Genomic DNA, 12,928 nt, shown 5'->3' on the forward strand with positions numbered 1-12,928 from the left:
CGCGTTTTAGGGAAAGGCGGCACTTGACTGGTGGGTTGTGCCCCGCTGCCCGAAGTGAAAGGGCAGCTTCTTTTTTGCTTTTTATGCGCGTTATGCGTGGCTGCGGCCACAGGTGATGTCGCTCTCAAGTAGGCGGCGAAATTCATAGGCGAACTTTTGTTCCGTGACGTGATCTGTCACCCTGGGGATTTACTCTTGGTTTTGTCCAGGCAGACAGGAATTGTCGGGAAGCAGCAGGGGATACGGAGACAATGACTCTCGTGAAGAAGGGCGATTGTATCATACAGCCTGCAAAGCTCAAGGGAAGACAATTCCTGTAAATAGACTCCGTCGTTGTCACGAGTGTATTTTGATTTCTCTCTTCAGACACCTATATCTAGAAAGTTTTATTCAGATTTCAATATAGAAGCATAATGATGCTATAATTCATATATCAGTTTCTTCTGAATGGAGGTGAATGGATGCGGATCTCGCTCGAGTTTATCAGCAAGACACCCTTGCGCCTGCCTCTTCAATACAACCACTTGTTGGCGGGTGTGTGGTACAGCTACCTGAACACGCCCTATCGGACTGTGTTACACGACCAAGGCTTGCGAAGGGTGAAAGGCAAGCCGGTAAAACTCTTTACGTTTTCGCGCTTGGAAGGACCGTACGTGATGGACCGGAAATCAAAAACCATCACCTTTCACGGGCCAGTCCGTTGGACGGTGGCCAGCGCGTTAGACGAGCTCATCTACGATTTTTCCATGTCTCTTCTCAAAGCAAAGCATGTGTTGTTGGGAGGGATGGAGGTACAAGTGGGGGCTGTCAGGCTCGAGACCTATACCGGAACCACAACGCAATCCCAGATTCGTCTGCTGTCGCCTGTCACTGTGTATAGGACCGTGAAACAACCCGACGGACGCAAGTTTACACACTACTATCGTCCGGGCACCCCTGAGTTCACGTCATTGCTTCGCAAGAATCTAATTTTGAAGGCTACAGCATTGGGGATGGACATCACCGACGATGATGCTCAGTTTGAGATGATCCCGGTAGACGAAAACAGCCTCAAGGAGCGAATCATCCTCTACCAAGACACACCAGTTCACGGATGGGACGGTGATTTCCGACTGCGAGGAACAAGGAAAATGTTGGAATTGGCTTGGAATGCGGGGGTCGGGATGAAGAACTCAGGTGGATTTGGCATGATTGACATCTTTTCCCGAGGGAGGTGAGACCATGCTCGATGCTATGGTGCGCTTGGGAAGCATGTTGGCCCGTGGTGAGGACGATCTCCTCTTGACATTGGTGCAGCCCATGCCGTCAGTACAGGGAAAAGACCCGTACATCGTTTGGGTCAATATCGATACTCACCGTCCGCAATTGGAGTTCCAAAAAGTTGAATGTCGGGAAAGTGACAGGGAGCGCCTTGCCGAGGAATTGCTCTGGGTTGGGAACGCGGCAGGTCCAAACAGCCCACAGTGGACCGCTACAACGAATTCCCTGCGCTACATTCTATCCCAGACCATCGTGAACCTACAACAGATGCTTCCGGACGGTTCGTCGCTGAAAACGACGCTCTCGGACATCCAAGCGCACTGGATGGTGGATTTAGGACCACAGCGGGGGCCTGAAGAACGTTACCGTTATGTGCTCGATCTCGTTGCGCTTGGTTTCCTGCACCCGGATGAGTGGAAAGAAGTGGTGGGCTCCCGGCAAACGAACCCGGAGGAAACGATTCGCGGGAAAACGTTTATCCCGGATATAGAAAAACGGGTTATGCAAGCGGCCAATATCAGCAGCAACCGCGTCGTGCTGTGGTCATTATGCATCGACGGGAAACGAATTGTAGATCATCCGGATTACCGCGAGCTGGTGGTTCATGACAGAATTCTGAATATCTTTGCGGAGGAAGCTTCGCCAGGCATATGTTCAGCATGCGGGGCAGAGGACCTGGTCACAGCCAATTTTACGCGCATGAAATTCAAGTACTACAACACGGACAAGATTTCATTCGCCAGCGGCGTGCGGAGGGAGAGGTTCAACCGGAATTTGGTTGTCTGCTCCACGTGTTACAAGGCTCTCCTGGCCGCGGAGGCGTTTGTGCACGGCCACATGAGAACACAAATAGGTCACCTGCGTTTCTACGTCATTCCTGAGATTCTAGGTCCAAATTCATCCGAGGTAGACCCCCGGGCATGGACCAGGCTCGTTCGTCATCAGGTCCAATCCGTTGTGAACTTCGCGGGCATCGCTGACCTGGAGGACGAGATACAAATGGATCAGGAAGAATACGGGTACCTCGGTTATGTAGTCAACTTGTTGTTTCATGTGTGGAACAACGCGGAGCTGCGCCTGTATAACCTGGTTCGGGACGTCCCGCGAACTCGGTTCCAGGAGTTGCGTCGCGCCTTTCGACGGTATGAGCGACTAGGTGAGGACCTGTTTGGCCCTCGTGGGACGAACCAGGAACGAATCCGCTGGACGCCTGATTTCACAGCACTGTACCGTCTCATTCCTGTCACGCGGACGAATCGGAGTGAAGAGTACCGGCGCGTGCTGCAACTGTTTGACGCGTTGCTGACGGGACAAGCGATATCGTACCGAACCCTGATGGAGTCCTTCTGCAAATTGATACAGATTCATCGTTTTGGCCGCTACGCCTCCACGAATGTCATGGCGCCGCAGGCTGGGTTTGAATTATCTCGTCTGAGCGATGACGTTCTGTTGGCGAATATGGTGCTGTCGATGTTGCAAGACCTGAAGCAGCTCATGGGATCTCCGTTTCATAGGGAGGCGAAAGATGTGCAGCGAGACACTCATTTGGATGCAGACGCTTTCCTCAGGCAGGTTGGGTATCGTGCCTCGCAGGAGGCCCTGTTTTGGTTGGGAGCGGCTGTATGCAGCGTGGCCACCGCGCAATGGAACAACAATCTCAAGACCATGCCAGTGTTGGAGAAGATCAATTACCGGGGTATGAGCGCGGCTGACGTGATTCGATTGGTTGGAAAGATTGAGGAAGCTTTCCAGCAATATAAGTTATTCCAGTGGTCAACCGAATCCGAAGCGTTGTTCCGCATGCACTTTGCTTTTGCCCAAGCCCTGGAGACCAATCCGCCACGCTGGAAGGCTGAGTACAGGCTGACCGATGAGGAAGCTGTATTCTACATTCTCACCGGCTTTGCCTACCGACGCAAGCAGATTCTTTCTCACCGGAGGCAGAATACACAGATGCCAGAAAGCTTGGTCGGGGATTCAGAATCATAATCCATTGCACAAAATACAAGGGAGGACACCGAAATGAACAACAGTGAACTGCTGTTTTTGTACGACGCGCGATTGGCGAATCCCAACGGCGATCCGGACGATGAAAATCGTCCTCGCATGGACTATCAGGCGAGGCGCAACCTGGTGAGTGACGTGCGCCTCAAACGGTACATCCGGGATTATCTTCAGGACATGGGGCACGAATTGTATGTTGCGCAACCAAAACAAGGCGAGGTTGTGACAGCAGACAAGCGGTTGCAGAGTGTCATGGGTGGCAACAAGAAACCGACCGTCGCCGACCTGCCTGTGATTTTGGACAGGTTGATTGACATTCGTTTGTTCGGGGCGACCATGCCCATCAAGGGTGAGTCAGCAGGCTCTGGTTCTTCCATTCAGGTCACGGGACCTGTGCAGTTCACGTGGGGGTATTCGTTAAACCATGTCGACCTGGTGAATTCCTATACCATCAGTTCCCGGTTCAGCTCGCAGGAGGAAAAAAGTCAGGGCACATTTGGCAAAGATTATCGGGTCTACTATTCCTTACTGGCGTTTGCCGGTGTCGTCAGCGGGAAACGCGCAGAACTCACGCGGTTGCAACCGGGGGATCTAGCCTGGTTGGATCAAGCTTTGGTGGAGGCCATTCCATTGCAGACCACCCGCAGCAAGATCGGACAGTACCCGCGGCTTTATCTTCGCGTGGAGTACACGGATGACCGGACTATCCTGGGCGATTGGCGTGAACTTCTCAATCTGGAGGAGAAGGAGAATTTGCGCGAAACAGGGGATGTCCGGCTGCACGTTGATCGGCTTGTGGAACGCGTTCTCGCTTATCAGGAACGCATTGCAGCTGTTCATCTTTGGCAGCACCCCGATTTCTCAGTCCTGTATAAAGAAAAAGCGGCGCCTCTGGCCACAGTGATGGAACAACTCGTTCCTAGAAAGGTGATTGCAGTTGAAAGCGGTGCGAGAGTGACGGGCTCATGACCATTCCCGATGGCATTGTGGTCTTTGAAATGAGCGGGAGAATGGCCCACTTCCGCAAGGTTCATACGAATTCCTCTTCTCTCACGTACTTGGTGCCTCCGCGAACAACCCTTAGCGGCATCGTAGCCGCTATATTGGGGCTGGAGCGGGATTCCTATTATGAGCAGCTCGGACCAAGAAACTCTTGGTTGACTGTGTCCCTGCGCACGCCTGTGCGTACCGTCATGCAAACGATAAACAACTTGTTTGTGAAATCTCCATCGGATTTGTCGGGGTCCAATGGCCATACCCAGGTGCCCACGGAACTGGTCATACCGCAAACGGGGGAGGGCGTCCTAACATACAGAATATATTTCTCCCATAGGGACTCAGCCGTCATGAGCGAGCTGGTGGAACGGATAGCCGAGCACAAACCGGTCTATCCAGTTGCTCTGGGAACGGCTTCCATGCTTGCGTCCTTGCACTGGGTGGAGCTCGTTACCGTTGACCGCCTGCAACTTATTCCCGCGGGAACCGATATTGATGTCGTCACCCCTTGCCTTTTGGATGATGTGGCAGGCTGGGCCTCCGGTTTTGACGATAACATGGGAAAGCCTGTTGAAGCGGTCAAGGACCTGATGCCATACAGCTTCGGACCACATCGCACTCACGGTTGGAGCCGGGAATTTATCCTGGAACGTTCTGGGAATCCCATGCCCTTGCGATTGCGCTCCCCAGCTTGGCGATTGCATTTTACAGGCGGCCATTCGGAAGTCATAGCCTTTGCTGAGGACGGTGAGTCTTTAAGGTGAGGGATTACGATTCTCACGTCTGGCGTGAAGCCGATGGACGGATCTCTCGCCGGACTCGTCTATCCGACCACCTACAAGCGGTGGCCAATGCTGCAGCCGCAGCATTGGCCGACCGTGATGTGAGTCTGCAGAGATTTGGAGCTCTATCGGGTTTGTGCCACGACTTTGGCAAGTTTACGTCTTACTTTCAGACCTATCTTGTCACCGGCCATGTTCACCCCAAGGGTTTTCAGCAACACTCATTCATATCGGCATTGTATGGTGCGTTTGAAGCGTATAGGGTTCTCGCCACTCACCAGTGGCTGCGAGAGTGGGATCCACTGCTCATTTATCTGGCGATCAAACATCACCATGGAGACCTGGCCAATCTCGACGTAGACATTGGCAGGCAATGCATGCGTGCAGCGGATCCGTTTGAAATAACAAACCAACTCTCCGATCCGCTGTTCAAAGCGTCCCACCAAGTGCGCGATCTGGCGACGCATATGAGCGATGTCGCTGCCGAGTTAGGCAGGGCAGCTTATGGATTGCCCAATCTGCTGCCCGAGGGTTTCGTTCCACATGTGCAGGAATTTGTTGAAGATGGCTGGTGGAAGACATTTAGTCGGTTGGTCAAGGATGCCCGTTCGTATCGTCGTACGGCTGACATGAAGGGCCACCCCGTGTTCTTGCGGTTGCTTCGATGCTTCTCGGCGTTGATTGATGGAGACAAGCGCGATGCCGCACACATTGTCACTTCCACACGTGTGGATATACCTGCCACCATTGTGGATGACTATGTCGCAAAGAGATTTAGAGGGGTTCATGGCATGGCCACTGTGCGACGGGGGCTATACGAGAGGGTTCGCCAGCGCGCAAGAGATTTTTGCGAAAACGGGTTGTTCACACTGACTGCCCCGACTGGGAGCGGGAAAACCCTGTCTGCCCTCGCAGCAGCGATGTACCTGAGAAATCACGGTCAAGCCACAGGACAAGGGGTCCCGCGCGTCATCTATGCAATGCCATTTACGAGCATTATCGATCAAAATTATGAGGTACTCAGAAGCGTCCTGAGCAGTCTGGATGCCTTCAGCGGCAATGAACATCAATATGTGATGATGCATCACCACTTGGCCCCTGTCAAGGCTCAACGCGATGGCGTTGAGCTGCCGGTCGAAGATGCCTTGATGCTGCAGGAAGGATGGGATAGTGAATGTGTTGTAACCACGTTTGTGCAACTGTTTGATACGTTGTTGGGTTATCGAAATCGTGCCTTGAAACGTTTGCACCGTTTGGCTAATTCGATTTTGATTTTGGATGAGGTGCAGAGTTTACCTGCCGAATACTGGCCCCTAATTGGCAATTTGTTGACTACTGCTGTGAAAGAATTGCGGATGAAGGTCATCCTGATGACGGCGACCCAGCCCCGACTATTGGTCTCCGGAGCCGTCGAATTGGCTGGGGAGCCTCAGGAAGTGCAGGATTTATTTGAACAATTGGATCGGGTTGATCTGTACGTGGATCTCTCACCCGTATCCCTGGACCAGTTTATAGACGATTTTCTGCAGAGATTCCGGCGTGATCAGTCATACTTGCTCATCTTCAACACGATTCATACGTCGATAGAGGTGTTTCAGCGGCTTGAGCAGCAATTACGAGGCACTGTGGAACATTTAAGCTACTTGTCTGGGAACGTGGTGCCGGCTATACGCAGGAAGCGTGTTGAGGAGATCGTCGCTGCAAGTAGAGCCGGACATCCCGTTCTCGTTGTAGCCACGCAGGTTGTCGAAGCGGGGGTCGATCTGGACGTAGACGTGGTATACCGAGAATTGGCACCGATCGATTCCATAGTGCAGGCGGCAGGCCGGTGTAATCGCAACAACGCTTCATCCGACAGGGGGGAGGTGCGCGTATTTCAGCTCCTGCGCGAGTCTGGAGCGCGCAGTTCGATGGAAGTGGTCTACAAGGCCTTTAAGTCGGAAGCTACACTACGAGCGTTGGACAAACATTTGGGTGGCTCTGGGGCAGGTGTGATACCGGAATCTGCGTTACCCCGGCTTGTGACAAATTATTTTGAGACGCTGGCTGACACCATATCCAAGGGAGACTCGGAGCAGATCTGGCGCTCGGCCGCCAATCTTGACTTCTCTCCAGGAAAAGAAGGTGACGGGTTGGCGGTTTGTGACTTTCATTTAATCACCGAGTATCCGTCGTATGTAAATCTCTTCGTAGAATGTGACGAGTCAGCCGCAGAGTTATGGACGTGGTACCAGACAGACGTTGTACACGAGCTGGATTTTCGTCGGCGTCAGGAAACGTATTTGCGACGGAAAGCAGAGTTTCATGGCTACATTCTTTCCGTGCGCGCGAAGCGTGCCATGTCATTAGGTGCACAGCCAATTGGAGATGGAGGGTTGTGGTACCTGCCTGGCGTGGGGAATGGGCACGAGTATTACCACCCGGTGACAGGGCTGGCCTATCAGCCGGAAGATATCCAACTTATGTTGTAACGAGAGGGGGCACGATGGACGGAATGATCGAAGATATACCTGTAACCGGCACATTGGTCTGGTATTTTCATGTCTGTCCTCGCGAAGCTTGGTTGATGTCACGCCAGCTTACGCCCGACGAGGATGACGACAACATTCGCTTGGGGCGCATGATCCATGAACAGTCGTTTCCCAGAGCCACGCAAGAGGCCGATTTGGGCAGCGGAAAAATGGATCGGTTGGTAAGACGCGATGGACAATTGGTTGTTTATGAGGTAAAGAAAAGTTCTCGGCATGAACATTCGGCGCGAATGCAGTTGCTCTATTATCTGTATCAGCTCCACGAGGAAGGGATAGAGGCGGTAGGTGAGTTGCACTTTCCAGAGGAGAAGAGAGTCATTCGCGTTACATTGGGCGAATCTGAGAAGGCAGAAATTGTGCGTACTTTGTCCCATATTCGGGAGTTACTCGCTCAAGGATCTCCACCGGCGCCAACACGAATTCCTGTATGCCGGCAGTGCGCTTATGCCGAGTTTTGTTGGGCATAGCTTCAGCGTTCCTGTGCAGCAGAATATGGAGGAGAACCTATGGTTGAGAAGAGCGTATACATTTTCTCCAATGGCGAGTTGAAAAGAAAGGACAACACCTTATTTTTCGAGACCGAAGAGGGAAAGAAGTTCATCCCAGTTACAACAGTCCGGGATATATTCCTTTTCGGCGAAGTAATATTTAATTCTAAAGTACTGAATTTTCTATCCCAAAACGAAGCTTTGGTTCACTATTTCAACCATCATGGTTACTATGCAGGTACCATATATCCTCGAGAGCATATCGTGTCGGGCGACATGATACTTCGCCAGGCCAGCCACTATCTCAATGTAAAATTACGGGCGGAGATAGCTCGCCGGTTTATTCAAGGTTCCGCACAAAATATCCGTAGGGTTTTAAAGTACTACCAAAGTCGTGAACGAGACGTAGCGGGGCCAATTGAACGGATTGAATCCCTACTGTCTACTATTGATGAATACGAGGATGTCACTCAGTTGATGGCAATTGAAGGAAATATCCGCGAGGCATATTACGGAGCCTTTGATGCGATTCTTCAAGACAAAGGTTTTCGGTTCGAGGGGAGAACGAAGCGTCCTCCGAAGAATCCGCTAAACGCCTTGATCAGTTTCGGAAATTCCATGCTATATACGACGGTGCTCAGTGAGATCTATAAAACGCACCTTGACGCGCGCATTGGCTACTTGCATGCTACCAATTTCAGGCGTTTTACTCTTAACCTGGACGTGGCTGAGATATTCAAGCCAATACTCGTCGACAGGATCATCTTCACTCTAGTGGGAAAGGGAATGTTGAAACCCTCTCACTTTGTAAAGGGATCAGGAGGAGTTCTTCTCAATGACACTGGGCGCGCTATCTTTATTAAGCAATGGGACGAGCGTTTACAGCAAACTATACAACCACGTGAATTGGGGAGACCGGTATCCTATCGACGGTTAATTCGTATGGAACTCTATAAATTGGAGAAGCATCTCCTTGGGGAAAAAGCGTATATTCCTTTTGTTGCTCGATGGTAATATGTGGGGAGGGTGTAAGGTGTTTGTTATCGTTGTGTATGACGTGAATGTGAAAAGAGTATCGAAGGTCTTAAAAACGTGCCGTCGTTACCTTTATTGGGTTCAAAATTCAGTTCTAGAGGGTGAAATTACAAAAGCGGGGTTTGAAGAGCTCAAGCGAAAGTTAGCCGCTATTATCTCACCGGAGGATGATTCGGTTCTATTTTATATATTCCGCTCGACACGTTACACGAGCCGTGAGAGCATGGGCGTCCAGAAGGGCGGAGAGGACCGCTTTCTTTGAAATACGGAAATACGGCCCATACGTCTACGTCAGCCATCGCTTGGCCGTCGTCGATCTGCGGTCGCGTCAAAATCCCGAAAGATCGACGACAGCGCGGGAACAATCACATTCGTTGTTACAGCAAGGGTTTTTCGGTATCATGGACCTAGCAGAAACCGCTTCTTACAATTTACCAGCCGTTTGACTTGAGGACACCTATGCGGAAAAAATGGGTTGTTAGACTGCCTTTAAGGGATTGAAACTAGATAAGATTCTGTCCTTTGCACTGGTGTTGGTCGGTTGTTAGACTGCCTTTAAGGGATTGAAACTCACGAAACCTAACATCAATATTCCCATCAACATAAATGTTGTTAGACTGCCTTTAAGGGATTGAAACAATCAAGCGTCCGGCACGGTGGGGCAACAGATTTCGACGTTGTTAGACTGCCTTTAAGGGATTGAAACATGATTTCGGCTGCCTGACCGCCGCCACTGACTTTAGTTGTTAGACTGCCTTTAAGGGATTGAAACTATCGACCGCTGCCAGAATATAACAACGGCGAATGGGTTGTTAGACTGCCTTTAAGGGATTGAAACTAACGTGAAAGCTGAGTAAATCACGACTCTTTGGCCGTTGTTAGACTGCCTTTAAGGGATTGAAACGCGGTCATCGCTCGCAACCGTCGCGGGTTTTGGCAAGTTGTTAGACTGCCTTTAAGGGATTGAAACATACGGTGCGAAAGCCGGAATTGCCCGTCCGAATCCGTTGTTAGACTGCCTTTAAGGGATTGAAACCAATCGTCTGCATGATTTGGTTAGGTGGAATTGGCCTCTGTTGTTAGACTGCCTTTAAGGGATTGAAACACAACACAACCAAAGTCATCACAGGAAAGGTGCGACGTTGTTAGACTGCCTTTAAGGGATTGAAACACGGGTATGTTGACGGGTATGTTGACGCAAAATCTCAGTTGTTAGACTGCCTTTAAGGGATTGAAACTACGGGGAGCTGGACGATGAGGCAACCCCGGGTACGCCTAGTTGTTAGACTGCCTTTAAGGGATTGAAACTCTGGGATGACTACGACGATGATGGCCTGTGCGTCTGTTGTTAGACTGCCTTTAAGGGATTGAAACCGGATCAACGCCTACGCCTCCGGTACGAATTATGCGTTGTTAGACTGCCTTTAAGGGATTGAAACAGTGAGAAAGAGATCAAGCAGGACGAGACAGCCATCAGTTGTTAGACTGCCTTTAAGGGATTGAAACACTTCGCGGAGGGCGCGACATGAACGATGGCGTATACAGTTGTTAGACTGCCTTTAAGGGATTGAAACTGACCGTGACTTGGATCTGATAGCTCGTGTTGTTCTGCGTTGTTAGACTGCCTTTAAGGGATTGAAACAGCAAGATCGACGACCAGTACCGGGCCGCATACGGCCGAGTTGTTAGACTGCCTTTAAGGGATTGAAACCAAAAGGCATCATTGCCGTCCGGAACAGCGAACATGGTTGTTAGACTGCCTTTAAGGGATTGAAACATCACGGCTCGTCCCGCCTTTCGTTGCGAAAACAAAGTTGTTAGACTGCCTTTAAGGGATTGAAACTGCTCCGCGACTTTCACGCGAGATATGATAGGCACGTTGTTAGACTGCCTTTAAGGGATTGAAACTTTGGCAATATGCAGGGAACAACTCTATCCTCTCGGTTGTTAGACTGCCTTTAAGGGATTGAAACTGGCATATGAGCCCACGACCTCTTCATCTGGCACCGTTGTTAGACTGCCTTTAAGGGATTGAAACTTGGAACCGGTCGACGACCAGCTTGACTCACCAGACTCGTTGTTAGACTGCCTTTAAGGGATTGAAACACTGGGTACTGGCATGGCGAGCAGGGGACGGGAACCCTGTTGTTAGACTGCCTTTAAGGGATTGAAACCAGCCGCGCTAGACTTCGTGCAGAAGGAAGCGACCGGTTGTTAGACTGCCTTTAAGGGATTGAAACTCCCGTCCATCCATACGGCCTTCCGTCTGCAAACGGGTTGTTAGACTGCCTTTAAGGGATTGAAACGGAACGGCCAGATGCAAGCCAACAGCACAAAGCTAGTACCAGTTGTTAGACTGCCTTTAAGGGATTGAAACTCTCTGTGAATGAGCTTCAAACGGCCTTCCGTCTGGGTTGTTAGACTGCCTTTAAGGGATTGAAACCAAACTATGCCGTAATGACGGTCACGGAGCTAGACAGGGTTGTTAGACTGCCTTTAAGGGATTGAAACCAGGGCGGCGGAAAACTCTCTGGCGGGCAGGGAGACGTTGTTAGACTGCCTTTAAGGGATTGAAACTACGTAGCGTGCCGATACTATCTTTCGGCGTCGGACTGTTGTTAGACTGCCTTTAAGGGATTGAAACTTGTGCGCCGAATTCCGATGGCGCGTGTGCTGCAGCTTGTTGTTAGACTGCCTTTAAGGGATTGAAACCACTTGGTAAGTCGGCCAGCGTGGATGTGGAGGCGCTGAGTTGTTAGACTGCCTTTAAGGGATTGAAACATGCAGCTCAGAAGAGGGACCTGCAGACGCTCATTCAGGTTGTTAGACTGCCTTTAAGGGATTGAAACTCCTTCAGTTCGCCAAATCCCTCGACCCATGGGAAGTACGTTGTTAGACTGCCTTTAAGGGATTGAAACTCACCTCGTAAAGGTGAGCCATGCGCGCCAGGGTTTCGTTGTTAGACTGCCTTTAAGGGATTGAAACCGTCTGCGTTCACGGCTGCGGCTGCAGGTGCTGGCGGGTTGTTAGACTGCCTTTAAGGGATTGAAACTCTCGTTCCTTGGGACGAACGCGCGGCCTATGCTCGGTTGTTAGACTGCCTTTAAGGGATTGAAACGATAGGTTTCGGGAAGTCACGAATGGACGGCACTTTGGTTGTTAGACTGCCTTTAAGGGATTGAAACTCCGTCGGATCTCGCGCAGTCTGCAGACGATGACAACGAGTTGTTAGACTGCCTTTAAGGGATTGAAACACCGGCACGTTCAGAGGCTGCGATACCGACGTCGCTGCGTTGTTAGACTGCCTTTAAGGGATTGAAACCGTCATGAGTGCTTACGGTGCGTTCACACTGCTCAAGTTGTTAGACTGCCTTTAAGGGATTGAAACTACGAAAGCGGGCCGCCCAATGGGCGGTTTTTTCAGTTGTTAGACTGCCTTTAAGGGATTGAAACACGGAGACTGGGTCGAGTTCAACGACATCTACGATCTGTTGTTAGACTGCCTTTAAGGGATTGAAACATCTCTTCGAGGAGGGCGTTGGTCTTGTCGATACCGTTGTTAGACTGCCTTTAAGGGATTGAAACTAGCCCATGGCCTCAAACCTTATGGTCTAAATTTAACGTTGTTAGACTGCCTTTAAGGGATTGAAACAACCATCGGCCAGCGTATACACCAGCGGAAAGACCGTTGTTAGACTGCCTTTAAGGGATTGAAACTGGATTGCCTGTGGAAAACCAGCGGTGGAAACACATAGGGTTGTTAGACTGCCTTTAAGGGATTGAAACGCAGCACCGGCACCGCGCTGACGTTCACGTCGCTCGTTGTTAGACT

The 12,928-nt window shown here is 50.8% G+C and carries 8 protein-coding genes and 1 CRISPR repeat array (1 of these 9 only partly in view); all 8 genes read left to right on the plus strand.

Going from position 1 to position 12,928, the window contains the following annotated elements:
- The first annotated feature begins 461 nt into the window (after window positions 1-461).
- From cas6 to cas2, 8 genes are read left to right on the plus strand one after another with little or no spacing between them, the layout of a single operon-like run.
- Entirely contained in the window at window positions 462-1,217 is a 756-nt protein-coding gene (cas6, locus tag AK2_RS08660) for a CRISPR-associated endoribonuclease Cas6 (RefSeq protein WP_067933419.1), read from the plus strand.
- Window positions 1,218-1,221: 4 nt separating this feature from the next.
- Complete coding sequence (cas8b, locus tag AK2_RS08665) at window positions 1,222-3,249, plus strand: type I-B CRISPR-associated protein Cas8b/Csh1 (RefSeq protein WP_067933420.1); 2,028 nt, start codon at window positions 1,222-1,224, stop codon at window positions 3,247-3,249.
- Between the two features lie 33 nt (window positions 3,250-3,282).
- Window positions 3,283-4,233, plus strand: a complete 951-nt coding sequence (gene cas7b / locus AK2_RS08670) for a type I-B CRISPR-associated protein Cas7/Csh2 (protein ID WP_067933422.1) — start codon at window positions 3,283-3,285, stop codon at window positions 4,231-4,233.
- Window positions 4,234-4,262: 29 nt separating this feature from the next.
- Window positions 4,263-5,024 (plus strand): CRISPR-associated protein Cas5, encoded by a 762-nt coding sequence (gene cas5 / locus AK2_RS17785; protein ID WP_369406133.1) that lies wholly within the window; start codon window positions 4,263-4,265, stop codon window positions 5,022-5,024.
- A complete protein-coding gene (locus AK2_RS08680) occupies window positions 5,021-7,513 on the plus strand; it encodes a CRISPR-associated helicase/endonuclease Cas3 (RefSeq protein ID WP_083521009.1) in 2,493 nt (830 codons plus the stop codon). Before cas5 ends, AK2_RS08680 begins: the two co-directional genes overlap by 4 nt.
- A gap of 14 nt (window positions 7,514-7,527) precedes the next feature.
- Window positions 7,528-8,040, plus strand: a complete 513-nt coding sequence (gene cas4 / locus AK2_RS16455) for a CRISPR-associated protein Cas4 (RefSeq protein ID WP_245632835.1) — start codon at window positions 7,528-7,530, stop codon at window positions 8,038-8,040.
- A gap of 39 nt (window positions 8,041-8,079) precedes the next feature.
- The gene (gene cas1b, locus AK2_RS08690) at window positions 8,080-9,075 is read left to right on the plus strand and encodes a type I-B CRISPR-associated endonuclease Cas1b (protein WP_067933426.1); all 996 of its coding nucleotides are present in this window, start codon (window positions 8,080-8,082) and stop codon (window positions 9,073-9,075) included.
- A gap of 19 nt (window positions 9,076-9,094) precedes the next feature.
- Entirely contained in the window at window positions 9,095-9,358 is a 264-nt protein-coding gene (gene cas2, locus AK2_RS08695; protein ID WP_067929305.1) for a CRISPR-associated endonuclease Cas2, read from the plus strand.
- 212 nt (window positions 9,359-9,570) lie between these two features.
- A CRISPR array of direct repeats spans window positions 9,571-12,928; the repeat unit is 30 nt; unit sequence GTTGTTAGACTGCCTTTAAGGGATTGAAAC (it continues 3,651 nt past the right edge of the window).

This window comes from Alicyclobacillus kakegawensis NBRC 103104, assembly GCF_001552655.1.
Lineage (GTDB): Bacteria > Bacillota > Bacilli > Alicyclobacillales > Alicyclobacillaceae > Alicyclobacillus_G > Alicyclobacillus_G kakegawensis.

What these genes read in the sequence shown, in the direction of transcription:
- cas6 (WP_067933419.1), top strand. Translation starts at nt 462, where the DNA reads ATGCGGATCTCGCTCGAGTTTATCAGCAAGACACCCTTGCGCCTGCCT.
- cas7b (WP_067933422.1), top strand. Translation starts at nt 3,283, where the DNA reads ATGAACAACAGTGAACTGCTGTTTTTGTACGACGCGCGATTGGCGAAT.
- cas5 (WP_369406133.1), top strand. Translation starts at nt 4,263, where the DNA reads ATGAGCGGGAGAATGGCCCACTTCCGCAAGGTTCATACGAATTCCTCT.
- cas8b (WP_067933420.1), top strand. Translation starts at nt 1,222, where the DNA reads ATGCTCGATGCTATGGTGCGCTTGGGAAGCATGTTGGCCCGTGGTGAG.
- cas1b (WP_067933426.1), top strand. Translation starts at nt 8,080, where the DNA reads ATGGTTGAGAAGAGCGTATACATTTTCTCCAATGGCGAGTTGAAAAGA.
- cas4 (WP_245632835.1), top strand. Translation starts at nt 7,528, where the DNA reads ATGGACGGAATGATCGAAGATATACCTGTAACCGGCACATTGGTCTGG.